Source organism: Streptomyces sp. 3MP-14 (genome assembly GCF_006334905.2).
Lineage (GTDB): Bacteria > Actinomycetota > Actinomycetes > Streptomycetales > Streptomycetaceae > Streptomyces > Streptomyces triticirhizae.
Genome location: NZ_VDLZ02000024.1, coordinates 50,522 through 73,096, shown reverse-complemented (window position 1 = coordinate 73,096; position 22,575 = coordinate 50,522). Strand labels below are relative to the sequence as shown.

The following is a 22,575-nucleotide window of genomic DNA, read 5'->3' as shown; positions in this document are numbered from 1 at the left end:
GGAGGCCACGGATGGCCACACAGCGCGACCTACTGAGCTTCGAGATCGAAGGGCACACGATCACGGCGGTGACCGCGGGACCCGCCGAACCGAGCGGCAGACCCCTGATCGTCGCCCTCCACGGCGGCACGTTCACCTCCCGGTACTTCGACGTCGCCGGCTCCCCCGAAGGCTCCTTCCTCGATGTCGCCGTCGCGCACGGCCATCGGGTGGTGGCCTTCGACCGGCCCGGCTACGGCGGCAGCACCGCGCTCGAATCGGAGGCCAACACCTTCGACCGGCACGCCGAGTTGCTCGGCGAGGCCGCCGCCCTGGCGGCCGAACGCTACGCGGCCGACGGCGTGTTCCTCGTCGGGCATTCGATCGGCGGCATGATCGCCCTGATGATCGCGGCCGGCGAGCCCCGCTGGCCGCTGGTCGGCGTCTCGGCGACCGGGATGGGCGCCGTCATACCCGAGGGCGGCGCGGCCGACGCGCTCGGCTCGCTGCCGCCCGACCTGACCGTCGACCTGCCCTACGAGGAGCGGGACAAGGTGATGTTCGGGCCGCCCGGCAGCTACCGGGATGAGGCACTCGCGCAGGCGCACGACTCCTACGCGCCCGTGCCCGTGCGGGAGTTGGTGCAGGCCCCGGCCTGGCCGAGGGAACGCCTGGCCGCCATCGCGCCCCGGGTCCGCGTCCCCGTGCACAACGCGCTCGCCGAGCACGACGCGCTGTGGAGCAGCGGCCGGGAGAACGTCGAACGCTTCGCCGCCCTGCTGACGGCCGCCCCGTTCGTCGAGGCCGGCGTCGCCCGGGGCACCGGCCACTGCATCGACCACCACACGCTCGGCCACGCACTGCACCTGCGGCAGCTCGCCTTCGCCGAGGAGTGCGCGGCCTGGGCCGCGCGGGCGACCGGCGGGAGCGAGCGGCGCTGATGCCCGAGTCGAACCGGCGGAACCTCCCGCAGCGGGTGCGGGTCCTCGTCGCCGGCGGCGGCCCCGTCGGCCTGTCGGCCGCCGTGGAGCTGGGCCGGCGCGGCATCGAGTGCCTGGTCGTCGAGCCGCGCACCGCCGTCTCCCACGCTCGCCCCCGGTGCAAGACGCTCAGCGTCCGCACCATGGAACACCTGCGCCGCTGGGGCGTGGCCGACCGGCTACGGGAACGCGCCCCGCTGCCCACGTCCTGGTCCAGGGACGTGGTCTTCTGCACCTCGCTCAGCGGGCACGAACTGTCGCGCTTCACCGGCGTGTTGGGGCTCGCCCCCGAGGGCGACCGGTTCCCCGAGACCGGCCAGCAGGCGCCGCAGTACGTCCTGGAGGAGGTGCTGCGGGAGACCGTCGAGGAGCTGGACGCCTGCCACCTCGTCCTCGGCGCACGGGTCGTCGCGCTGCGCCAGGACGAGGAGTCGGTGACCGTGACCGTCGAGGACGACGCCGGCCGGCGGAGCGTCGTCACGGCCGACCACGTCATCGGCTGCGACGGCCCACGCAGCGTGGTCCGGGACGAGATCGGCGCCCGCTATGTGGGCGGGCAGGCGCTGCGCCCCAACTTCGGCATGGTCTTCGAGAGCCCGGACCTGTGGCAGCACGTCCGGCACGGGCCGGCCGTCCAGTACTGGATCATCAACGCCTCGGCGCCCGCGCTGGTCGGACCGCTGGACCGGCACGGCACCTGGTGGGCCATCGCCTTCGGCGTGGACCGGGAGACCGGGGAGCGCGAGGCGCTGCGGCTGGTCGAGGGCGTGGCGGGCCGGCCGGTGCGGGCCAGGGTGCTGTCCACCGACCCGTGGACCGCCCGGATGCAGATCGTCGACCGGATGCGGCACGGCCGGGTGTTCCTCGCCGGCGACGCCGCGCACCTCAACCCGCCGTTCGGCGGCCACGGCCTCAACACCGGGGTCGGGGACGCGGTCGACCTGGGCTGGAAGCTCGCGGCCAGCCTCGCCGGCTGGGGCGGCCCGGCGCTCCTGGACGCCTACGAGAGCGAGCGCCGCCCCGTCCAGGAGCGCGTCATCCGGGAGGCGACCGCCAACATGCGGGTGCTGTCCACGGAGTTGCTGGCCGACAACCTCGACGCGGCCGACGCGGCGGGCGTCGAGGCCCGGCGGCTCGCGGGCGCGCGCATCCAGGAGACCAAGCGGGCGGAGTTCCACGCGCTCGACCTGGTGCTGGGCCTGCGGATCGACGCCTCGCCCGTCCTCCCCGAGAGCGCGGCCGACGGGGGCGGGGCGTTGGTCGGCGCCCGGCTGCCGCACGCGTTCCTCGGCGACGGCCGTTCCCTCTACGACCTGCTCGGCGCCGACCTGACGCTGCTCGACCTCGGGCCGGAGACCCGGGCGGCCGCCGTCGAGGAGGCGGCCCGGGCGCGGGGCGTTCCGCTCGCGGTGGTCCGGCCGCCGGAGGCCGAACGGCCGCGCCTGGCCGCGCGGTTGGGCGCCCGCCTGGTCCTGGTCCGCCCCGACCAGGTGGTCGCCTGGCGCGGCGACGAGGCACCGGACGACGCGCCCGCCCTCCTCGCCACACTCAGCGGCCACGCGCCGCCGCGCCCCCGCGCGGCGCCCGCCGAAGCCCTCCCAACTGAGGTCCCCTCCACCGAAAGGAAGCAACGAACATGACCCCTCACTCCTGGACCCGACGACAGGTCCTGAACACGGCGGCCGGGACGGGGGTCACGCTCGGCGCCGCCGGCGCGCTGTCCAGCCCCGGCGTCGCCCAGGCCCACGACGGCGGACACGGTGGCGGGCACGGTCACGGCGGCCGGCTGGAGATCATCGCCATCGAGGAGGCCGTGATACTGCCCGGCCTCATCACCGAGGGCACCGCGCTGGACGGCGTGATCCCGTTCAAGCCGGAGGTCACCGCGGAGTGGTTCAGGCGGCTGCCGGACGTCGCCGAGTACCGGATCGCCGACATGGACGAGAACGGCGTCACCATGCAGGTGCTGTCCCTGACGCCGCCCGGCATCCAGATGCAGCCCGACGCGGCGATCGCCGTGACCGACGCCAGGACCGCCAACGACGCGCTGGCCGGCATCGTCGCCGAACGCCCGACCCGCTTCGGCGGCCTCGCCGCGCTGCCGCTCCAGGACCCGCCGGCCGCCGTGCGGGAGGCCAGGCGCGCCATCGACGAGCTGGGCCTCGCCGGTTTCCTGGTCAACGGCCACACCCTCGGGCACTACCTGGACGAGCCGCAGTTCCGCGAGGTCTGGGCGGTGCTGGAGGAACTTCAGTCTCCCCTCTATCTGCACCCGACGCCGGCGCCGGCCGGCGAGTGGGCCATCCCCGAGGGCCGGCCGGAACTCGTCGGCCCGCTCTACACCTGGGCGGCCGAGACCGCCGGGCACGCGCTACGCGTCATCCTCGGCGGGGTCTTCGACGACTTCCCCGGCGCCCGCCTCATCCTGGGCCACATGGGCGAGTTCCTTCCGTTCCACGCCTCCCGCCTCGACGTGCAGATCCAGAACATCAACACCCAGGTGGCGCTGCGGAGGAAGCCCTCCGAGTACCTGGCCGACAACATCCTCATCACCACCTCGGGCGTGATGGACGACACCATGCTGCGGGCCGCGATCGACGTGGTGGGCATCGACAACGTGCTCTTCGCCATCGACTACCCCTTCGAGAGGAGCGAGCAGGCCGTCGAGTTCCTGCGCAGCGCGGACGTCCCGCACGGGCACCGCAGGAAGATCGCCTCCGGCAACGCCCGCCGCCACCTGCGGCTCTGAGGCCCACCCGCCACCTGGCGTCGGGTGGTGCGGGTGGTGGTGGTTGGGTGCGGGGTTTGTCTGCGGGCCGGTGGCCGGTGCGGGGCAGCCCGACTGGTCGTTTCGTTAGTCGACGAGACCCTGCGGTGTGGTGGGGGCTCTGGCGCGGGCTACGACGCCGGGCCTAGATGGCGCACGATCGGCCGGGTGCGGGCGTAACGAATGCCGGCAGGAGGCTGGCTGGGAGGGGGGGCGCGGCTTCCGGGAGGTGGGGTTCGTTGCCGAACGGGGGTCAGCTCTGGCGACCGTGCCCTCCGGGCGCAGGGACCGCGCCGAGTTCGAGGGACGGCCGGCGGCTGGGGGCGTGCGTGGCGCGCACCGGCTTCGCCGGCCTGCCCCGGCATGTCGCCCGTCTCGGATGTGGCCGATCGTCGGGCGGCTCAAGGGGCCCGTACCGGTCGTCGTGTCGGAGTGCGGCGCTTCGTCGAGTTCGGTTAATGACCACGCTGCCGCGCGAACATCGTCTGTCGTCTTGGTAGTCCGCGCGCCGTCGACTTCCGAGGGCGGGCGCCGGGGGGTGGGGGACCTTTTTTCTAGGTGCCCGTTTAGAAGTGAACAGATCGTTCAACTCTAGACGGGCACCTACAGAAAGAGACCCCCACCCCCCTGCCCGGAAGCCGACAAGGCGCGGACTACCCCACCGGCAGGCGATGTTCGCGCGTCAGCGTGGTCGTTGACCGAACGCCCCGTCCTGCCAGCAGGAGTGAGGCGGCGGGCCGTCCCCCTTTCAGTCGCCCGACGATCGGCCACATCCGAGACGGGCGACATGCCGGGGCAGGCCGGCGAAGCCGGTGCGCGCCACGCACGCCCCCACCCACCAAGCGACCCTCGAACAAGCCGCAGTCCCCGCGCCCGGAAGGCACGCACCGCCATCACCCACCACCCCCGGCGGCAACGAACCCCACCTCCCGGAAGCCGCGCCCCCCCTCCCAGCCAGCCCATCACGGTCATTCGTTACGCCCGCACCCGGCCGAACGTGCGCCATCTAGGCCCAGCGTCGTGGTCCGCGCCAGAGCCTCAACCACACCGCAGAGTCTCGTTGACCAACAGAACGACCAGTCGGGCTGCCCCGCACCGGCCACCGGCCCGCACCCGAAGGCCCGCACCACCCACCACCCGCACCAGCCCACCCTCCCCCACCGAGCCCGTCGCTATAGTTGATAACGACCAACGGCCGGCCGAGGCGAGGGGATTCACCGTGGCGACACCCCGAGGGGCGCTCCAGCCGATCACCTCACGGTCGGTCGTGGAGCAGGCGACGGACGAGCTGCGTCGAGCGATCCTGGCCGGCGTTCTGGCGCCCGGCGCCGAGTACTCGCTGCGCGAGCTGGCCGGGATGCTCGACATCAGCTTCATCCCCATCCGCGAGGCCCTGCGCTCCCTGGAGAGCGAGGGCCTGGTCATCATGCGGCCCGGCCGCAGCGCCGTCGTCACGCCGCTCGACCTCGACGACCTGCACGGCATCTACCGCCTGCGGCGCGCCCTCGAACCGGAGATCGCGCGCCGCTCGTGCGGCCTGCTCGCCGACGAGGAGCTGGACCGACTGGCCGCGCAGGCCGCCGACTTCGGCGCCAGGGACCACGGCATGGGCGACATCTACGACGACCACCACGCGTTCCACCTGGCGCTGCTGGCGCCGGCCGCCACGGCCTGGGACATCCGCGTGCTCACCACGCTGTGGCAGGCGGCGGAGCGCTATATCCGCATCGGCTTCGGCCAGCTCGACCCCGACCCGGCCGAGCACCAGCGGCGCGGCAAGGCCCATGTCGACCTGGTGGCGGCGTTCCGCACCCGCGACCCCGACACGGTGGCCGCCGCCGTCGAGCAACACCTCGCCCGCAACGAGAAGATCGCCAGCTCCGCGCTCTCCTGACCGGCCCCGCTCCGAGAAGCCTCACCAACGCGCCGCCGCCGCACGGGAGTTGCCCCGTGCGGCGGCGGCGCGTCGACGGCCCGGACTCAGCGGGCCAGCGGCGTCTCCTCCGGGGCGGCATCGCCGCCCGCCGCCTGGCTCGGGCTCCACGCCACCCGCAGCAGGCCGATCAGGACCGCGCCGAGCAGGGCCGGGACGACGAAGGCGAAGAAGCCGGCCTTGGACCAGCTGATCGCGGTGGCGGCGGCCACATAGCTGGGCCCGACGATGGCCCCGACCCGCCCCACGCCCAGGCTGAAGCCGAGCGCGGTGCCGCGCAGCCGCGCCGGGTGGGCGTGCGCCACGAAGATGTTCACCAGCCCCTGGGTGCCGAGCGCCCCGCAGCCGGCGACGGCGGAGGCCAGCAGCAGCACCGGCCGGGGCTGGGGCGTGCTGAGCGTGATCATGGCGACGGCGGCGAGCAGGAAGCTGACCATCGTGGCGGCCTTCAGGAACCCCCGGTCGGCGATCAGCGCGGCGCCCAGGGTGCCGACGACGGCGCCGATGTTGAAGGCGATGGAGAACTCCAGCGAGGAGCCCAGGTCGTAGCCCGAGTCGACCATCAGCGTGGGCAGCCAGGTGCTGGCGCCGTAGACGATGACCAGGCCGGAGAACGTGGCGGCCCAGAACAGCAGCGTCGCCGTGCGGTAGCGCGGGGAGAGCAGCGTGGCCAGCCGGTTCGTCGAGTCCGCCGGCTCCTGCCGGTCGGCCGGCCCGGCCCCGGCGGGTGGCGCGTCGGCCCCCGGCTCGTCCCGCACCACGGCGGGCACCATCCGCCACACCACGGGGATCAGCACCAGCGGGAGGACGCCGAAGAGGAACAGCGTGTGAAAGTCCCATTCGGGCAACAGGGTTCGGGCGACGACACCGGTGATGATGCCGCCGATGGCCAGCCCGGTGGTGGCGGTGCCGACCTGGAGGGAGTGGCGGGACGGCGTGGCCGCGTCGCTGACATAGGCGGTGACGAGCGGGATCAGGGCGCCGATGCCGACGCCGGTGACGAAGCGGGTCGCCGCGAACAGCGTGAGGTCGTCGGCGACGGCGCTCAGCAGCATCGCCCCGGAGAGCCAGGCGAGGCTGACGGCCATCGGGAGCCGGCGTCCGTAGAGGTCGCCGGCCCAGCCGGCGACGATGGAGCCGAGCGGCATCCCGAGGGCGGTGAGGCTGCCGAGGAACCCGAGTGTCGACTTGGTGACATCCCAGTCGGGGTGGGCCAGCAGGGCTGGGCCGACCGCGCCCAGGATGAAGAGGTCGTATCCCTCGATGCACAGGATGACGAGTCCGAGGGCGACGGCGGGACCGGGACGCGTGCCGGTCCCCGACGGGCCGGGGGTGGAGTTCATGTCCGTACTCCTCAGGGGGAATCGCAAGGGGAGGCCACGGCGGCGCCGGGCAGGCGCGGGCACGCGTGGGTCCGAGCGGGAGGGAACCCCGGACAGCGGCTCGTCGGTCCGTGGTGGGACGTGGCCCGGCCCTGGGCACGGGGTGCCGGGGCGGGGGCCTGCTCGGGATGGCGTGCCCGGTGGCGCCGAACGGTGCGCGGCGCACGGGCCGTTGGTCGCCGAGACGCGTCGCTGGGCGTCACGGACGTGCGGTCCGGCGGCGCGGGCCCGACGGGGTGGGCGGGTTGCCCGGTCCCGTCGCGGCCACGCCGCAGGGAATTGGCGGTAATGCTGAGGCGCGTCACGGGCGTGTGTCAATGCCCGCGTCACGCCCGAAATCGGCCGTCCACCACCCCCTTGACGCAGCGCCCCAGGTCGTCGCTATGATCGGGCGTAATCATCATGCTCAATTGCGAACGGAACGATGGAGAGTGGTCGTGGCCAAGCTGGAGATCATCGTGGCGAGCACGCGTCCCGGGCGCATCGGCCCGGTGGTCGCCGACTGGGTGGCGGCCCTCGCGGCGGAGCACGGCGGCTTCTCCGAGGTGGAGGTGGTCGACCTGGCCGAGGTGAACCTCCCGTTCATGAACGAGCCCAACCACCCCCGGCTGGCCCGCTACGTCCACCAGCACACCCGCGACTGGAGCGCCAAGGTCAGCGAGGCCGACGCCTTCGTCTTCGTGATGCCGGAGTACAACTACGGCTACAACGCGGAACTCAAGAACGCGATCGACTACCTGCACCACGAGTGGAAGTACAAGCCCGTCGGCCTGGTCAGCTACGGGGGCGTCTCGGCCGGCACCAGGGCGGCCCAGATGATCAAGCAGGTGGTCACGACCGTGAAGATGACGCCGCTCTTCGAGGCGGTGTCCATCCCGTTCGTTCACGAGCTGGTCGAGGACGGTCAGTTGCGGCCGAACGAGGTCATGACCGCCTCGGCCAAGGCGATGTTCGACGAGCTGACCCGGGTGACCGAGGCGCTGCGCGGCCTGCGCGCGGCGGACGGCCCGCAGGCGGCCTGAGGCGCCGGCTCAGGCGGGCAGTTCCTGTTCGACCCAGATCGTCTTGCCGCTCGGCCCGTATCTGCTCCCCCACCGGCTGCTGAGCTGCGCCACCAGGAACAGCCCGCGACCTCCTTCGTCGGTTGAGCGCGCCCTGCGCATCCGGGGCTGGGTGTTGCTGGGGTCGGTGACCTCGCAGAACAGCGCCTCGCCCCGGATCAGGCGCAGTCCCACCGGCCCGCCGGCGAACCGGACGGCGTTGGTGACGAGTTCGCTGACGATCAGCTCGGTCGCGAAGATGCTGTCCTCAAGGCCCCAGGCGGCGAGCGCCCCGGTCGCCGCCTCGCGCGCCGAGGCCACCGACCCCGGCTCGGCCGGGAACTCCCAGCCGGCGACCGCGTCGGCGGCCAGCCGGGAGGTGCGGGCCAGCAGGAGGGCGGCGTCGTCCCGCAGCGGGGCGCCCCCGGCCGGCGTCATCAGGTCCTCGGTCAGCGCGGCGAGGTCGCTCTCGGCGTGCGGCACCCGCGCCAGCCGGTCGGCGAGCCCCCGGGTGCCGCTGTCGAGGTCGTCGCCGTACCGCAGGACCAACCCGTCGGTGTAGAGGGCGAGCACGCTCCCCGGCGGCACGTCGACCGAGGCGGTCTCGAACGGCAGGCCGCCCACGCCAAGCGGCGGCCCCGGCTGGATCGGCACCGGCCGGGCGGGGCCGTCCGGCACCAGCAGCAGCGGCGGCGGGTGGCCGGCCGCCGCCATCACGCAGCGCCCGCTGACGGGATCGTGCACCGCGACCAGGCAGGTGGCGCTGACCACGTCGCGGTGCGCCGGGTCGGCCTCGCCGGCCAGCCGCTTCACCAGGTCGTCGAGGTGGGTGAGGAGTTCGTCGGGCGCCAGCTCCAGGTCCGCGAGGGTCCCCACGGCCGTGCGCAGCCGGCCCATGGTGGCGGTGGCGTGCAGGCCGTGTCCCGTCACGTCCCCGACGACCAGGGCGGTCCGCAGACAGGGCAGTTCGATGGCGTCGAACCAGTCGCCGCCGAGCCCGGCGCCGCCGGCCGCCGGGAGGTAGGCGCCGGCGGTCTCCATCACCGGCGTGACGGTGGACGCCTTCGGCAGCAGCCGCCGCTGGAGGGCGACGGCGGCGCGGTGTTCGCGGGTGTAGCGGCGGGCGTTGTCCACGCTGAGCGCCGCGTGCGCGGCGATCTCGGTCAGCAGGCCGACGTCCTCCTCGTCGAACGGCTCGGGCCGCTCGGCGCGCCAGACCGCCACCACGCCCAGGACCAGGCCGCGCGCGAAGAGCGGCGCGATCGACAGCGAGTGACCGCGCTCGGGGGCCGCGTGCCGGATGCGGGCCGGGTCGTCCAGGCCCTCCTCGAAGGTGGCCCGGTCCACCACGATGGTGCGGCCCTCCTGGAGGTGGTGCACCATCGGGTGGTCCGGGAGGCGCGGCACGGCCTGTCCCGGCCGGAGCAGTTCGGGCGGCCAGGCGCCGCTCATGGCCCGCACCGCCACCCGGCGCAGGTGGAGTTCGCCGCTCTTGAGCGTCTTCGGCGGCTCGTCGCCGGTGAGCACCGGGTCGGCCAGGTCCACCCAGGCGAAGTCCGCGAAGTCGGGCACCAGCGTGTCGACGATCTCCTGGGCCGTCCCCTCGATGTCGAGGGTGCCGCCGATCCGGGCCGCCCGGTGGCGCAGCGCGGAGCGGCGGGCCGTCTTCCAGTGGTCGGTGGGGTCGGTGAGCAGGATCGCGATGCCGGTGGGCCGGCCGCGCCGGTCCTCCGTCCGGAGCGCCGACACGGACCAGGACCAGTCCCCGTACGGCGGTTGAGTGGACCGCACCCGCTCGTCCTGCCCGGTCAGCGGCTCGCCGGTCTCCAGCACGCCGCGCAGGGCCGCGTCGGCGCCGGCCGCGTCGGAGGAGCCCATGACGTCGGAGAGCCGGGAGCCGGGCGGCAGCGGCGGGCCGGCGAACCCGGGGCGGTCGACGTTGGTCCGCACGACCGTCAGCTCCGCGTCCCGCAGGACGTACCCGATCCGCTCCTGGGAGAGCAGCGCGCGGCTCAGGGACTCGGCGTGCTCGGCCTCCAGCGCCCACTCGGCGGTGACGGCCAGGATCGCGGTCCCCGCGCCTTCCCGCAGCGGCCGCGCCTGGTAGCGCACGGCGACCGGTCGCCCGGCGCCGCGCTCCACCGTGACCTCGCCGCGCTCCGGTGGCGACCCGGCGGGCTCGGCCAGGGCGGCCCGGTCGGCCTCGGTCAACAGCCGGAGCACGGAACGCCCCAGCACCTCGGCGGCGGGGCGTTCCAGCAGTTCCTCGGCGGCGCGGGACCAGCCGACGACGACGCCGCGACGTTCGACCAGGGCGACGGCGGTGTCGGCCAGCGGGCCGCCGTCGTCGGGGCACTCGTCCCCGTCCGCGTCCGCCGCGCCGTCCGCGTCGTTCGCCCTCATGGCGCCGTCACCGCCTCTCGCACCTGGCCGGTGCCCCCATCATGTCCCGAGGCCCGAGCCCGCGCCTTTCACCCGCCGCCGCGCCGCCCCCGGTTGGCGGCTGGCGATGCGTCAGCCGGCGGCACGGAAGAGGGCCCGAAGTCTTGCCTGTTATCACATATAGCGGCTACGGTCGGTCCGTCCGCCGGCTGGTCCGGCCCCGGTGAAGCCAGCCCGGAGCGGCCCGCACGCCGACGAGCGATCGGACCCCACCCCCACACCCGCCCGGCAGAAAGGCACGACGATGTGCGTCAACGACAGGAATCGACGCGGCTTCCTCAGGACCGCCGCGGCGGCCGGCATCGCCGCCGCGAGCGTGCCGGCGCTGGCCGCCGCCACCGCGCACGGTCAGGAGCCCGCCCCGGCCGGCGGCAGCGCCGCCGCCGGCGAGAAGATCGCGCTGACCAACGCCCGGGTCTTCGACGGCGACGAGCTGACCGAGCCCCGCACCGTGGTCGTCGAGAACGGCCGGATCGGGCTCAACTCGCTCGGCGCGCGCCGGATCGACTGCGAGGGCGCGGTCCTGCTGCCCGGGCTGATCGACGCCCACCTGCACCTGAGGGACCTGGACACGCTGCGGCGGCTGGCCGGCTTCGGCGTGACGACCGGGCTGGACATGGCCTGCTTCCCGCCGGAGGTCGTCGACTCGCTGCGCCGGCAGCCGGGCCTGCCCGACATCCGCAGCGCCGGCACCCCGGCCGTCGCGCCCGGCAGCCCGCAGAGCCAGCTGCCGACGTTCCCGCAGGACGCCGTGCTCACCGGGCCCGAGCAGGCGGCCACGTTCGTGCGGAACCGGGTCACCGAGGGCTCCGACTACATCAAGATCGTCATCGACGAGGCCGGCCCGACGCCCGAGACCGTCGGGGCCGTGGCGGCCCAGGCGCACTCGGCCGGCAAGCTCCTCATGGCGCACGCCACGACCGCCGCCCAGGTGGAGGTGGCCCTGGCCGCCGGCGCCGACATGATTCACCACATTCCGCTGGACAGCGCGCTGACCCCGGAGATCGCGGCCCGCTTCGCGGCCGGCGGACCGGTCGCCGTGCCCACGCTGACCATGATGGAGGGCTTCGCCAACCTGGGGATTCCCGGCTACGACTACGCCAACGCCGAGGCCGGCGTCGCCGAGCTGCACCGGGCCGGCGCCCGGGTGCTGGCCGGCACCGACGCCAACCTCACGCCCGGCATCCCGGTGCAGCCCGCCTACGGCGACAGCCTCCACCACGAGCTGGAGCTGCTGGTCGCGGCGGGCCTGAGCACCCGGGAGGCTCTGCGGGCCGCCACCGTGCTGCCCGCGCAGAGCTTCCGGCTGCGGGACCGGGGCGAGATCCGCCCCGGCTACCGCGCCGACCTGCTGCTGGTCGACGGCGACCCGCTCGCCGACATCACCGCGACCCGCGCCGTCCGCCGCGTCTGGGTCGGCGGCGCCGAGCACGCCCCGGCGGCCGGCTGACCGAGGGTCGGCGCCGCGCCCGGCCTCACTCCGTGAGGTCGAGGGCGGCGCCGACGATGCCGTCGGCGTCGATCCCGTGGTGCCGGTAGACCTCTTCGAGGGAGCCGGACTGGCCGAAGCGGGTGACGCCGAGCCGGCGGCTCGGCACGTGGTGGACGGTGGCCAGGAAGGCGAGGGTGTGCGGATGCCCGTCCAGGACGGTGACCAGCGGGGTGGCGCGCTCCGCCGGAAAGACCTGGTCCAGGACCCAGTCGGGGGCCTCGCCGTGCCCGGCCCTGGCGTCGAGCGCCCGGTAGAGGTTGCCCGGGCTGGTCACGCACACCACGTCGGCCGGGACGCCGAGGGCGTCCAGCCGCTCGGCGGCCGCCAGCGCCTCCGTCACCAGCGCGCCCATGGCCGCGATGGTGACCCGGGCGCCGTCCCGCCGGCGCAGCGGGTAGGCGCCGGCGACGACCTGGCGGCGGCGCCGCTCGCGGGCCGCCGGGTCGGTAGGCACGGCGGCGAGGGTCTGGTCGACCGGGCGGGTGGACAGCCGCAGATAGGCGGAGCCGCCGTCGGGCCGGCCGAGGCGGGCCAGCGCGGCGAGCAGCACCCACTCGGTGTCCAGCGCGAACGCCGGCTCCCAGGTGACGCAGCCCGGCTGCTCGATGCCGAGCGAGGGCGTGGTGATGGACTGGTGCGCGCCGCCCTCGGGCGCGAGGGTCACCCCGGACGGGGTGCCGACCAGGATCGACTGGCCGCCGGCGTAGATGCCGAACGACCAGGGCTCCAGGGCCCGTTGGACGAACGGGTCGTACAGCACGCCGATCGGCAGCAGCGGTTCGCCCCAGCGGCTCCAGGTCGCGCCCAGCTCGCCGAGGAGCCCGACCAGGTTGGTCTCGGCGATGCCCAGCTCGATGTGCTGGCCGGTGGGCCGCTCCCGCCAGTGCAGGATCGTCTCGGCGTCGTCGGCGAACCAGTCGACGCGCTCGGTCGGCGACCAGACGCCGACCTTGTTGACCCAGCCGCCCAGGTTGGTGGTCGAGCTGACGTCCGGGCTGACGGTCACCACCCGCCGCGCCGCCTCGGGCGCGCTGCGGGTCAGGTCGAGCAGCACCCGGCCGAGGGCCGCCTGGGTGGTCGCGACCCCGGTCGGGGTCCGGCCGATGTCGGCGGGCAACGCGGGCGGCTTCGCCGTGGGCACGGGCTCACGGCGCAGCCGGGCCGCCGTCGCGGCGCACAGCGCGGCCGGCGCCGAGGTCGCGGGGAACGGCTCCCAGGGGCGGTCGAGGTCGGTGCCCACCCGCTCGGCGAGTTCCCGCATCTGCTCCCCCGTCAGCAGCGAGGAGTGGTTCTGCGGGTGGCCCTGGGTGGGCAGGCCGTGGCCCTTGATGGTGTAGGCGAAGATCACCGTGGGCCGGTCGTCCGCCACCTCGGAGAGCGCGGCGTCCAGGGCGCCGAGGTCGTGGCCGCCCAGGTTGCGGATCGCGGCCATCAGCGTCGGGTCGTCGATCCCGGCGAGCAGGGCGGCGACGGCCGGGGCCTCGGGCCCGGCGCCGGGCAGCCGCTCGCGCAGCTCGTCGGCGGAACAGCGCAGCAGGCGCTGGTACTCGGGGTTGGACATCGCGTCGATCCGCCCGCGCAGCGCGTCGCCGCCGGGGCGCGCGAACAACTCCTCAAGCCGTTCGCCGTACTTGAGCGTGAGCACCTGCCAGCCGGCGGCGGCGAACATGCCGTGCAGCCGGCCGGCGGCGCCGTGCGGCACGACCCGGTCCAGGGACTGCCGGTTCAGGTCGACGATCCACACCAGCTCGCCCAGCTCGGCGACCTGCGGGTCGAGCACCGCCTCCCACACCGCGCCCTCGTCCAGCTCCGCGTCCCCGACCAGCGCGTACTGCCGGCCGGCGAAGCCCTCGCCGGCGGCGCGGCCCGCGTAGCGGCGGGCCAGCGCGCCCCAGATCGTGGCGGTGGCGCCGATGCCGACCGAGCCGGTCGAATAGTCCACCGGGTCGGGGTCCTTGGCGCGGCTCGGGTAGCTCTGGAGGCCGCCGAACGCGCGCAGCGTGGTCAGGTGGGAGGCGTCCAGCTCGCCCAGCAGATGGTTGATGGCGTGCAGCACCGGCGAGGCGTGCGGCTTGACGGAGACCCGGTCCTCGGGGCGCAGATGACGGAACCACAGGGCCGTCATGATCGACACCATCGAGGCGCAGGACGCCTGGTGGCCGCCGACCTTGAGCCCGGAGGGGTTGGGGCGCACCCGGTTGGCGTGGTGGACGATCGCGCTGGACAGCCAGAGCACGCGGTCCTCGACGGCGCGCAGCGCGTCGAGTTCGGCGTCCGTGGTCCGCCCGGGGGCGGGTGCGGTGGTCATGATCGAACGTCTCCTCGCGCTCAACACATCCGGCCGGTCGACGCGCGGCCGGCTGTGACGTGGGACGGATCGCGGCGGCGCGCGGGGCGCGCCGGGGGTGCCCCGGCACGCTGCGGGCCGGCTCGGGACCGGATCACGGTCGGCGGCGTGCTGCCGGGGGCGGGATCGTTGCGGACGAGGAGACCACCGGTTCAGGATGTCGCACAAGAAGCCGCGTGAAATTCGCGCAGATCGCCCAGTTCCCCTCCCTTTTGGCCCCGGAAGGTGCGCACTATGCCCAACCCCGCCCGGATCGACGCCACCGACGCGCGGCTGCTGCTGGCCCTCGCCGCTCATCCCCGGGCCACCACGGTGGCGCTGGCGGAGGCGAGTGGCCTGAGCCGCAACACCGTTCAGGCCCGACTCGCCGGGCTCGACCGCAGCGGCGCGGTGGGGTCGTTCGAGCGGCGGGTCGACCCCGCGACGCTCGGCTATCCGCTGACCGCGTTCGTGACCACCCGGGTCGCCCAGCGCCGGCTGGACGAGGTGGCCGGGGCGCTGGCCGCGGTTCCCGAGGTGCTCCAGGTGCACGGGCTGACCGGCGACACGGACCTGCTGGTGCACGTGGTGGCGACGGACGCCGAGGACCTGTACCGGGTGGCCGGCCAGATCCTCGACATCCCCGGCGTGGAACGGACCAGCACCGCGCTCGTCATGCGGCAGCTGGTCGACTACCGGCTCGCCCCGCTGCTGCGCCGCGCCGCCGCGCGCCGCTGAGCCCCGCCGGGCTCTCGAACTCCCCGGTGGAAAAGCGAGATTCACGGCCCCGACCGCTTGCTGTTATCACATATAGCGTCTTACTGTGTGGACAGCGCCCGCAGGTTCGATCGAGGAGGATCGGATGACCGCCACACCGAAGTTCGCCCACGTGGTCTTCCAGACCGGCAATCCCGCAGGGATGCGGGACTGGTACTGCGCCGTCCTCGACGGACACGTGGTGTTCCAGAACGACAGCCTGTGCTTCATCACCTATGACGAGGAGCACCACCGCGTCGCCCTGCTCACCCCGCCGGTCCCGCTGGAGCGCAAGTCGCCCACCACGGCCGCCGCCCACCACGTCGCCTACACCTTCGACCACCTCGACGACCTGCTCGCCCGCTACGAGCTGCTGCGCGACAAGGGCGTCACCCCGGCGGTGTGTATCGCGCACGGCGTCACCACCTCGCTGTACTACCAGGACCCGGACGGCAACTTCGTCGAGATGCAGATCGACAACTTCGCCGACCCGGACGAGGCCACCGGCTATATGAAGGGCCCCGAGTACAGCGCCGACGCCGTCGGCCCCGCGTTCGACCCCGAGGCGATGCTCGCCGAGCGCCGCGCCGGCGCCTCCGTCGAGGAGCTGATCCACCGCTCCTGGGCGCTGAAGGGCGGCCTGCCGGACCCGATGCTGGTCCTCACCGGCGCCGTCTGAGCGCGGCGGCGGGCCAGTACCCGACGGGGTGCCGGGGGCGCGACCGGCACCCCGTCGGCACGCCGCCGCCCGGCGACCGGCACCGGTCGCCCGTCCGAACCCACCTGTCGAGGGGAACCGTTGAGCGCATCCAGCCACCCGGCCGACTGCTTCCTGTGCGGCCTGGAACAGAGCGAGGACACCGGCGTCGTCTTCCGCGACCCCCTGTGGTCGGCGGAGACGGTGCCCGGCTACGACGTGCCCGGCTGGTTCGTCCTGCGGGCCCGCCGGCACGCCGAACGCGTCACCGGGCTCAACGAGGCGGAGCTGGCCTCGTTCGGCCCCCGCGCGCGGGACCTGGTCGCCGCCGTCACCGAGGCGACGGGCGCGCCCGCGACCTATCTGCTCGCCTTCGGCGAGAACCACCGCCACTTCCATGTGCTGGTCACCGCGCGCGGCGCGGACGTGCCGGCGGACCGGCGGAACGGGGACATCCTCCGGCTCAGGACGGAGCGCGCCGACCCGGCGGCCGCCGCCCGCCTGGTGCCCGAGGTGCGCCGCGCGCATCTGCGGCTGGCCGGGGAGGCGGGCCGCGCGCCCGTCGCGTGACCGCCTGACCGCCTGACCGCCTGACCGCCGGTTCAACGACCGCTCGGCGCCGGCCCGTTGGTGCTTCGTCACCAACGGGCCGGCGCTCGGGTGTGGGTCGGGCGGCGGGTCAGGGGGCGGGCGCGTCCTCCGGGGCGCGCAGCGGCACGGCGGTGGCGGCGGCGATGTCCGCGCGGCTGACGCCGGGCGCGGTCTCCACCAGCGTGACGCCGCCGTCGGCGAGGTCGAGGACGCCCAGGTCGGTGATGATCCGGTGGACGCAGGCCCGCCCGGTCAGCGGGAGGGTGCACTCGGGGACGATCTTCGGGCTGCCGTCCCGCGCGGTGTGTTCCATCAGGACGATGACCCGGCGGGCCCCGTGGACGAGGTCCATCGCCCCGCCCATGCCCTTGACCATCTTGCCGGGGATCATCCAGTTGGCGAGGTCGCCGGCCGCCGAGACCTGCATGGCGCCGAGGATCGCGGTGTCGATGTGGCCGCCCCGGATCATGCCGAAGGAGAGCGCGGAGTCGAAGAACGCGGCGCCCGGCAGCACGGTGACCGTTTCCTTACCGGCATTGATGAGGTCGGGATCGACCGCGTCCTCGGACGGATAGGGGCCGGTGCCGAGGATGCCGTTCTCCGACTGGAGGATGACCTGGGTGCCCTCGGGCACGAAGGCGGGCACCAGCGTCGGCAGCCCGATGCCGAGGTTGACGTAGTCGCCGTCGGCGAGTTCGGCGGCCGCGCGGGCGGCCATCTCGTTCCTGGTCCAGGGCATCAGCCGGACACCGTCCTCTTCTCTATGTGCTTGTCGGCCGCCTGGGCCGGGTCGAGGGCCACGACGCGCTGGACGAAGACGCCCGGCAGGTGCACCGCGTCCGGGTCCAGGTCGCCGGGCTCGACGAGTTCCTCGACCTCGGCGATGGTCACGCGACCGGCCATGGCGGCCAGGGGGTTGAAGTTGCGGGCGGTCCTCTCGAAGACGAGGTTGCCGTGCCGGTCCCCGCGCGCGGCCCTGACCAGGGCGTAGTCGCAGGTGATGGACTCCTCCAGGACGAACTCGCGGTCGCCGAAGGAGCGGGTCTCCTTGGGCGGCGAGGCGAGGGCCACGCCGCCGTCGGGGCGGTGGCGCCAGGGGATGCCGCCGTCGGCGTGCGGGGTGCCGACGCCCGCCGGGGTGTAGAACGCGGGGATGCCGCAGCCGCCGGCGCGGAGGCGTTCGGAGAGGGTGCCCTGGGGGACGAGTTCGACGTCCAACTCGCCGGCGAGGTACTGGCGGGCGAACTCCTTGTTCTCGCCGACGTAGGAGGCGGTGACGCGGGCGATGCGGCCGGCGCCGAGCAGGATGCCCAGGCCGTGTTCGTCGGTTCCGCAGTTGTTGCTGACCACCCGCAGGGAGCGCGTGCCGTGCGCGTGCAGGGCCGCGATCAGGGTGCTCGGGATGCCGCACAGGCCGAAGCCGCCTACGGCCAGCGAGGCGCCGTCGGCGATGTCGGCCGTCGCGGCGGCGGCTGAGGGAAAGGTCTTGTCCATGCGCGTCCTTGAGGGTGCTCGGGGTGCTCGGGGGTCCTCGCGCTACCGCGCGCCGGCGCTCGCTGCCGCGCGCGGGCGCGCCGAGGGGCGTCCGGGCCGCGCGACGGCGGGTGCGCGGCCCGGACGCCGGGCGGTGCCCCGGCGGGTGGCGCCGGGGCACGACGGCGAACGGGCGAGGGGTCGCGCCCGGGCGCCGTGCTGCGGTGGCTGTGCGGTCGGCCGCGCCGCCTAGGGCGCGGCCGTGGCGGCCGGCTCGGCGGCCGGCGCCGGGTCGTCGGCCGGGGGCCGCAGCGACGCGCGCAACTGGCCGACCAGCGTGCGCAGTTCGGCCGCGTCGGCGGCGGCGCCGAAGAGGTAGAAGTCGGGGCGGACCACGGCGGCGACATGCCCGTGTGCGCGGAGGTGGGACAGGTAGCCGTCGGGCGCGTCGAGGTAGCCGTCGGGCGGCGCCTCGCCCGCGTACAGCGGCACCACCGTGGCGCCGATGGCGGCGAGGAAGGCGCGGTCGGCGGCGTCCAGCGCGTCCAGCGGCGCGGCCCCGTCCGTCAGCAGGGTGAACCCGCCGCCGGTCAGGTCGTCCAGCAGTGCGGTGCGGCCCCGATGGGTCACCTCGAACTGCGGGGTGAGGTGACCGACTTCGGGCGCCCGGCCGCCGTCGGGCGCCCGTTGGAGCACGCCGTCGCCCAGCACCGGCGGCGGGGTGGGCGGCAGCGCGTGGCGCGGGTCGGCGCCGGCGGCGATCATGCGGGCGTCGCGGGCGGCGGCCTCCTCCTCGTCGAGGACGCAGATGACCTGGCCCAGGGCCATGGACATGCCGATGGCGTGCTGCACGTGGTCGCGGCGCTCGGAGGTGTAGGTGTCCAACAGCGCGTCGTCGGCCCGTCCTTCGAGCACCAGGTCCAGCTTCCACGCCAGGTTGGCGGCGTCGCGCAGCCCGGAGCACATGCCCTGCCCGGCGAACGGCGGCATCAGGTGGGCCGCGTCGCCGGCGAGGAGCAGCCGGCCCTCGCGCCAGCGCTCCACCCAGCGGGCCTGGAACGTGTAGACCGCGTGCCGTTCGATCGTGGTGTTCTCCGGGGTGCGGCCCCAGGGCTCCAGCAGCCGCCAGGCCGCCTCCGGGGTCGCCAGCTCCTCGACGTCCTCGTGCGGCAGCCGCATGAACTCCCAGCGGCGCCGCCCAGGGCCGCCGGAGACGAGGGTGGTGGGCCGCTTCGGGTCGCACAGCTGCCAGTTCATCGGGGACCACTCGGTCCGCTCGTGGGGCCGGGTGTCCACGATCAGCCAGTCGTAGAAGAAGCCGAGGTCGGTGACGGGGGTGTCCATCCGGGAGCGGACGAAGCTGTTGGCCCCGTCGGCGCCGACCACATAGCGGGCGGTGACCTCGTCGGTTTCGCCGGTGGGGCGTTCGCCGTCGGTGCCGACGGTGGTCAGCCGCACCCGGTCGGCCTCGACGCGCAGGTCGGTGACCTCGCGGCCCCGGCGCACGGTGACCCCCGGCTGGCGTCCGACGGCCGCGATGAGCACGTCCTCCACCTCGGGCTGGCTGAAGAAGTTGGCGATGGGCCAGCCGGAGGGGCCGAGGCCCGCCCAGTCGATCCGCACCAGCGGCTGGCCGGCGGCGTTGCGCCACTCGTAGTGGTCGGGCACCGGGTCGGTGACCGCGCGCACCGCGTCGCCGACACCGGCGGACTGGAAGATCCGGCCGATCTCGTGGTCGAAGTGCGCGGCGCGGGGCAGCGGATAGGGGTCGGGCCACCGCTCCAGGGCGATCACGTCGTGCCCGGCCCGGCCCAGCAGCAGGGCCAGCGTCTGGCCGACGGGCCCGAAGCCGACGATCGCGACGTCGTGGGTGCGCGCGGAATCGTTGCTCACGGCGCTACCTCGACTCACTGTGGGTGCCGGTCATCAGGGCGGCCAGGTCCTCGGGCGCGAGGAACGAGGGCGGGGGCGGCGGGCCCCAGTTGAACAGGCCCTTGGCGCCCTCCAGGACCTCCGGGGTCCACAGCTGGTCGTCGACGACGCAGTCCATGTCGGAGTAGTACTCGCTGAAGTTGCCCGCCGGGTCCTTGAGGTACCAGAAGAAGTTGGAGCCGGCGTGGTGCCGGCCCAGGCCCCAGACGTGCCGCTCGGGGTGGTCCTCCAGCATCGCGAAGGCGCCCCTGCCGACCTCGTCGATGTCGTCGACCTGCCAGGACGAGTGGTGCAGGAACGTGACCGGCGCCGCCAGGACCAGGATGTTGTGGTGGTCGGTCGAGCAGCGCAGGAACGCCCCGTGGTCCTTGATGTAGTCGGACGCCCTGAAGCCGAGGCCGTCGCGGAAGAACGCGGTGGTGCCGTCCAGGTCGGTGGTGCCGACGACGGCGTGGCCCAGCTTGCGGGGGCGCACCCGGTCGGTGCGCAGCACGCCGGGCGCCCGCCCGCCGGTGCGGTCGTTCCGCCCCGGGCCGTTGTACTCGGTGGCGGGGACGGGCGGTTGGGTCAGCCGGGGGACGACCTCCAGGACGGCGCGCACGGCGGTGGCCCGGTCGTAGGCGGTCAGCGAGCGGACGTCGCCGGTGGCCTCGATGCCGAGCCGCTTGAGGCGGGAGGCGGCGGCGGCCAGGTCGTCGGGGGTGTCGACGCCGACGCGGACCTCGACCAGGCGGCGGGTCGGCGCGTGCACGATGCGCAGCTGCCGGCCGCCGTCCTGGGTGGCGAACCAGCCGTCGTCCTCGGGGGTGAGGCCGAAGTCGGTGTAGTAGGCGGCGGTCTCGGCGACCTGGGGGACCCCCATGGTGATGGAGGTCAGTCGGTGCAGTGCCATGGGGACTCCTTTGTCCGTCGAGGCCGGTGGCTTCAGGCGACGAAGGTCTGTCGCAGTTCGCCGATGCCCTCGACGGAGCTGACGAGTTCGTCGCCGGCCGCGAGGAAGCGCTGCGGGTCCCGGCCCAGGCCGACGCCGGCCGGGGTGCCGGTGAAGACGACGTCGCCCGGCAGCAGCGGCAGCACGGCGGAGAGGCGGGCGACCAGGGCGGGCACGGAGTGGATCAGGTCGCTCGTGCGGCCCTTCTGGACCTCCTCGCCGTTGATCGAGCAGGTCAGTTCGAGGTCGTCGGGGTTGGCGAACTCGTCGGGCGTGACCAGCCAGGGCCCGATCGGGGCGAAGCCGGGGAAGGACTTGCCGAGGCTGAACTGGGGGGCAGGGCCGGCGAGTTGGGTGATGCGCTCGGAGATGTCCTGGCCGACGGCGAGGCCGGCGACATGGTCCCAGGCGTCGGCCTCGGCGACGTTCTCGGCGTGGCGTCCGACGACGGCGACCAGCTCGATCTCCCAGTCGGTGTGGCCGTCCGCCGGCAGCCGCACCTCGGTGACGGGGCCGGTGATGCTGGTGGCGAACTTGGTGAAGACGGGCGGCAGTCCCTCGGGCACGGCGAAGCCGGACTCGGCGGCGTGGTCACGGTAGTTGAGGCCGACGGCCAGCACCTGACGCGGCGCGGGGGCCGGCGAGCCCAGGTCGGCCGGGTCGAACGCGGCGCCCTCCGGCAGTTCGGCGGCGTCGGCCCAGGCGCGGAACTCCTCCCATCGTGCGTAGACGGCCTGCGGGTCCGCGGAGAAGCGGCCGTCGCTTGCCTGAGCGACGTCCACGGCGCGGCCGTCGACGACGAGGGCCAGGCGGCCGGAGAGGTTGGCGATGCGCATAGGTGTCTCCCGGACGGGGAACGGGAGCGGAACGCCCGGGCCGGGGAACGGACCGGGTGGCCGCTCGACTGCCGAGGGAGTCGCGCGACGCGCCGCCAGCGACAACGGAGGTCTTGCTCCCCCATCGGCAATTCAGCATGATGATTACCTTGATGTTGCACGTGGTGCACTACAGCGTCAAGGGATGCGAGCATAATCACCATGATGAATATGACGGCTTGAGGAGACGATGTGAGTGTCACCCCCGACCGTGCCGCACGGCCGACGGCGTCGGGGCGCGCCGAGCGCGCCGCCGAGAAGGTCGCCGAGCTGGTCGAGAGCGTCCCACCTGGCTCCCGGCTGGGCACCAAGGAGGAGCTGAGGACGCTGTGCGGGGTCTCCGTCGGCACCTTCAACGAGGCGCTGCGCCTCCTCCAGGCGCGCGGCCTGGTCACCGTGAAGCCGGGCCCGGGCGGCGGGCTGTTCAGCGCCGAGCAGTCCCCGATGGTCCGGCTCGGCAACTCCGTGCTCGCGCTCGACACCCAGGCCAACGACGTCGCCGACGCGGTGCGCATCCGCGACGCCCTCGACCCGCTGCTGATCGAGGACGCCCTCTGGCACGCCTCCCCGGCCGACATCGCCGGGCTGCGCCGGCACATCGCCGCCATGGCCGAGGCCAAGGACGCGGCCGACCCCGTCGCGTTCGTGCACGCCAACTGGCGCCTGCACGCCGCCATCGCCGCGACCAGCCCCAACGCGCTGCTCAGCTCGCTCTACACGCATCTGCTCGACCTGATCGAGCGCCACACCCTGACGGTGCTGCCGGCCAGCGACCAGCCGCTGGGCGAGTACATCGCGCACCGGCACGAACTCCACCGCGACCTGGTGGACGCCCTCGACCGCAGGGACCGGGACGCGGCGCTGCGGCTGATCCACGAGCACAACACCACGCTCCAGGCCGCCGAAGCCCCCGCCGCCCACGGCTGACCCGCGCTCGCCGGGTGACGCCGCCGCGCCCGGGCGAACGGAAACGGCCCGG

The 22,575-nt window shown here is 74.3% G+C and carries 18 protein-coding genes; 10 read left to right on the top strand and 8 right to left on the bottom strand.

What is annotated here, in order from left to right; genetic code table 11:
* The first annotated feature begins 11 nt into the window (after positions 1-11).
* The 4 genes from FH609_RS29505 to FH609_RS29490 all read left to right on the top strand — a co-directional run bounded on the left by FH609_RS29505 (position 12) and on the right by FH609_RS29490 (position 5,620).
* Positions 12-920, top strand: a complete 909-nt coding sequence (locus tag FH609_RS29505; RefSeq protein WP_139674736.1) for an alpha/beta hydrolase — start codon at positions 12-14, stop codon at positions 918-920.
* On the top strand, positions 920-2,599 hold the full coding sequence (locus FH609_RS29500) for an FAD-dependent monooxygenase (protein WP_139674739.1): 1,680 nt from the start codon (positions 920-922) through the stop codon (positions 2,597-2,599). Before FH609_RS29505 ends, FH609_RS29500 begins: the two co-directional genes overlap by 1 nt.
* On the top strand, positions 2,596-3,708 hold the full coding sequence (locus FH609_RS29495; RefSeq protein ID WP_139674742.1) for an amidohydrolase family protein: 1,113 nt from the start codon (positions 2,596-2,598) through the stop codon (positions 3,706-3,708). Before FH609_RS29500 ends, FH609_RS29495 begins: the two co-directional genes overlap by 4 nt.
* A 1,237-nt stretch (positions 3,709-4,945) precedes the next feature.
* On the top strand, positions 4,946-5,620 hold the full coding sequence (locus tag FH609_RS29490; protein WP_226962041.1) for a GntR family transcriptional regulator: 675 nt from the start codon (positions 4,946-4,948) through the stop codon (positions 5,618-5,620).
* Positions 5,621-5,706: 86 nt separating this feature from the next.
* On the opposite strand, the gene FH609_RS29485 is transcribed toward FH609_RS29490, so the two are convergent.
* Entirely contained in the window at positions 5,707-7,002 is a 1,296-nt protein-coding gene (locus FH609_RS29485; RefSeq protein WP_139674745.1) for an MFS transporter, read from the bottom strand.
* A gap of 476 nt (positions 7,003-7,478) precedes the next feature.
* Here FH609_RS29485 and FH609_RS29480 point away from each other — a divergent pair, with 476 nt between their 5' ends.
* Positions 7,479-8,063: an NADPH-dependent FMN reductase gene (locus FH609_RS29480; protein WP_139674748.1), complete on the top strand. Its 585-nt coding sequence runs from the start codon at positions 7,479-7,481 to the stop codon at positions 8,061-8,063.
* Positions 8,064-8,072: 9 nt separating this feature from the next.
* On the opposite strand, the gene FH609_RS29475 is transcribed toward FH609_RS29480, so the two are convergent.
* Complete coding sequence (locus tag FH609_RS29475) at positions 8,073-10,484, bottom strand: SpoIIE family protein phosphatase (protein ID WP_139674751.1); 2,412 nt, start codon at positions 10,482-10,484, stop codon at positions 8,073-8,075.
* A gap of 283 nt (positions 10,485-10,767) precedes the next feature.
* Here FH609_RS29475 and FH609_RS29470 point away from each other — a divergent pair, with 283 nt between their 5' ends.
* Complete coding sequence (locus FH609_RS29470) at positions 10,768-11,973, top strand: amidohydrolase family protein (protein WP_139674753.1); 1,206 nt, start codon at positions 10,768-10,770, stop codon at positions 11,971-11,973.
* A gap of 25 nt (positions 11,974-11,998) precedes the next feature.
* Here FH609_RS29470 and FH609_RS29465 read toward each other — a convergent pair whose 3' ends face one another.
* The gene (locus FH609_RS29465) at positions 11,999-14,323 is read right to left on the bottom strand and encodes a transketolase-like TK C-terminal-containing protein (protein ID WP_139674756.1); all 2,325 of its coding nucleotides are present in this window, start codon (positions 14,321-14,323) and stop codon (positions 11,999-12,001) included.
* Between the two features lie 273 nt (positions 14,324-14,596).
* Here FH609_RS29465 and FH609_RS29460 point away from each other — a divergent pair, with 273 nt between their 5' ends.
* The 3 genes from FH609_RS29460 to FH609_RS29450 all read left to right on the top strand — a co-directional run bounded on the left by FH609_RS29460 (position 14,597) and on the right by FH609_RS29450 (position 16,364).
* Positions 14,597-15,079 carry an Lrp/AsnC family transcriptional regulator gene (locus tag FH609_RS29460; RefSeq protein WP_139674759.1) on the top strand — a complete coding sequence of 161 codons (483 nt, stop codon included), beginning with the start codon at positions 14,597-14,599 and terminating at the stop codon, positions 15,077-15,079.
* A gap of 124 nt (positions 15,080-15,203) precedes the next feature.
* The gene (locus FH609_RS29455) at positions 15,204-15,776 is read left to right on the top strand and encodes a VOC family protein (protein ID WP_139674762.1); all 573 of its coding nucleotides are present in this window, start codon (positions 15,204-15,206) and stop codon (positions 15,774-15,776) included.
* Positions 15,777-15,896: 120 nt separating this feature from the next.
* Positions 15,897-16,364, top strand: a complete 468-nt coding sequence (locus tag FH609_RS29450; RefSeq protein WP_226962040.1) for a hypothetical protein — start codon at positions 15,897-15,899, stop codon at positions 16,362-16,364.
* A 109-nt stretch (positions 16,365-16,473) separates the two neighbouring features.
* On the opposite strand, the gene FH609_RS29445 is transcribed toward FH609_RS29450, so the two are convergent.
* The 5 genes from FH609_RS29445 to FH609_RS29425 all read right to left on the bottom strand — a co-directional run bounded on the left by FH609_RS29445 (position 16,474) and on the right by FH609_RS29425 (position 21,557).
* Positions 16,474-17,124: a 3-oxoacid CoA-transferase subunit B gene (locus tag FH609_RS29445; RefSeq protein WP_139674765.1), complete on the bottom strand. Its 651-nt coding sequence runs from the start codon at positions 17,122-17,124 to the stop codon at positions 16,474-16,476.
* Positions 17,124-17,879, bottom strand: a complete 756-nt coding sequence (locus FH609_RS29440) for a CoA transferase subunit A (protein ID WP_139674768.1) — start codon at positions 17,877-17,879, stop codon at positions 17,124-17,126. Before FH609_RS29440 ends, FH609_RS29445 begins: the two co-directional genes overlap by 1 nt.
* A 228-nt stretch (positions 17,880-18,107) precedes the next feature.
* Positions 18,108-19,751, bottom strand: coding sequence for a bifunctional 3-(3-hydroxy-phenyl)propionate/3-hydroxycinnamic acid hydroxylase (locus FH609_RS29435; RefSeq protein WP_139674771.1), 1,644 nt, complete (start codon positions 19,749-19,751; stop codon positions 18,108-18,110).
* Between the two features lie 4 nt (positions 19,752-19,755).
* Positions 19,756-20,682: a VOC family protein gene (locus FH609_RS29430; RefSeq protein WP_139674774.1), complete on the bottom strand. Its 927-nt coding sequence runs from the start codon at positions 20,680-20,682 to the stop codon at positions 19,756-19,758.
* Between the two features lie 32 nt (positions 20,683-20,714).
* Positions 20,715-21,557: a fumarylacetoacetate hydrolase family protein gene (locus FH609_RS29425; protein WP_139674778.1), complete on the bottom strand. Its 843-nt coding sequence runs from the start codon at positions 21,555-21,557 to the stop codon at positions 20,715-20,717.
* 231 nt (positions 21,558-21,788) lie between these two features.
* Between FH609_RS29425 and FH609_RS29420 the strand changes: the two genes are divergently transcribed.
* On the top strand, positions 21,789-22,523 hold the full coding sequence (locus FH609_RS29420) for a FadR/GntR family transcriptional regulator (RefSeq protein WP_139674781.1): 735 nt from the start codon (positions 21,789-21,791) through the stop codon (positions 22,521-22,523).
* Positions 22,524-22,575: the final 52 nt, after the last annotated feature.

What these genes read in the sequence shown, in the direction of transcription:
- FH609_RS29470 (WP_139674753.1), top strand. Translation starts at nt 10,768, where the DNA reads ATGTGCGTCAACGACAGGAATCGACGCGGCTTCCTCAGGACCGCCGCG.
- FH609_RS29500 (WP_139674739.1), top strand. Translation starts at nt 920, where the DNA reads ATGCCCGAGTCGAACCGGCGGAACCTCCCGCAGCGGGTGCGGGTCCTC.
- FH609_RS29425 (WP_139674778.1), bottom strand. Translation starts at nt 21,557, where the DNA reads ATGCGCATCGCCAACCTCTCCGGCCGCCTGGCCCTCGTCGTCGACGGC.
- FH609_RS29460 (WP_139674759.1), top strand. Translation starts at nt 14,597, where the DNA reads ATGCCCAACCCCGCCCGGATCGACGCCACCGACGCGCGGCTGCTGCTG.
- FH609_RS29465 (WP_139674756.1), bottom strand. Translation starts at nt 14,323, where the DNA reads ATGACCACCGCACCCGCCCCCGGGCGGACCACGGACGCCGAACTCGAC.
- FH609_RS29430 (WP_139674774.1), bottom strand. Translation starts at nt 20,682, where the DNA reads ATGGCACTGCACCGACTGACCTCCATCACCATGGGGGTCCCCCAGGTC.
- FH609_RS29475 (WP_139674751.1), bottom strand. Translation starts at nt 10,484, where the DNA reads ATGAGGGCGAACGACGCGGACGGCGCGGCGGACGCGGACGGGGACGAG.
- FH609_RS29485 (WP_139674745.1), bottom strand. Translation starts at nt 7,002, where the DNA reads ATGAACTCCACCCCCGGCCCGTCGGGGACCGGCACGCGTCCCGGTCCC.
- FH609_RS29505 (WP_139674736.1), top strand. Translation starts at nt 12, where the DNA reads ATGGCCACACAGCGCGACCTACTGAGCTTCGAGATCGAAGGGCACACG.
- FH609_RS29455 (WP_139674762.1), top strand. Translation starts at nt 15,204, where the DNA reads ATGACCGCCACACCGAAGTTCGCCCACGTGGTCTTCCAGACCGGCAAT.
- FH609_RS29445 (WP_139674765.1), bottom strand. Translation starts at nt 17,124, where the DNA reads ATGCCCTGGACCAGGAACGAGATGGCCGCCCGCGCGGCCGCCGAACTC.
- FH609_RS29440 (WP_139674768.1), bottom strand. Translation starts at nt 17,879, where the DNA reads ATGGACAAGACCTTTCCCTCAGCCGCCGCCGCGACGGCCGACATCGCC.
- FH609_RS29495 (WP_139674742.1), top strand. Translation starts at nt 2,596, where the DNA reads ATGACCCCTCACTCCTGGACCCGACGACAGGTCCTGAACACGGCGGCC.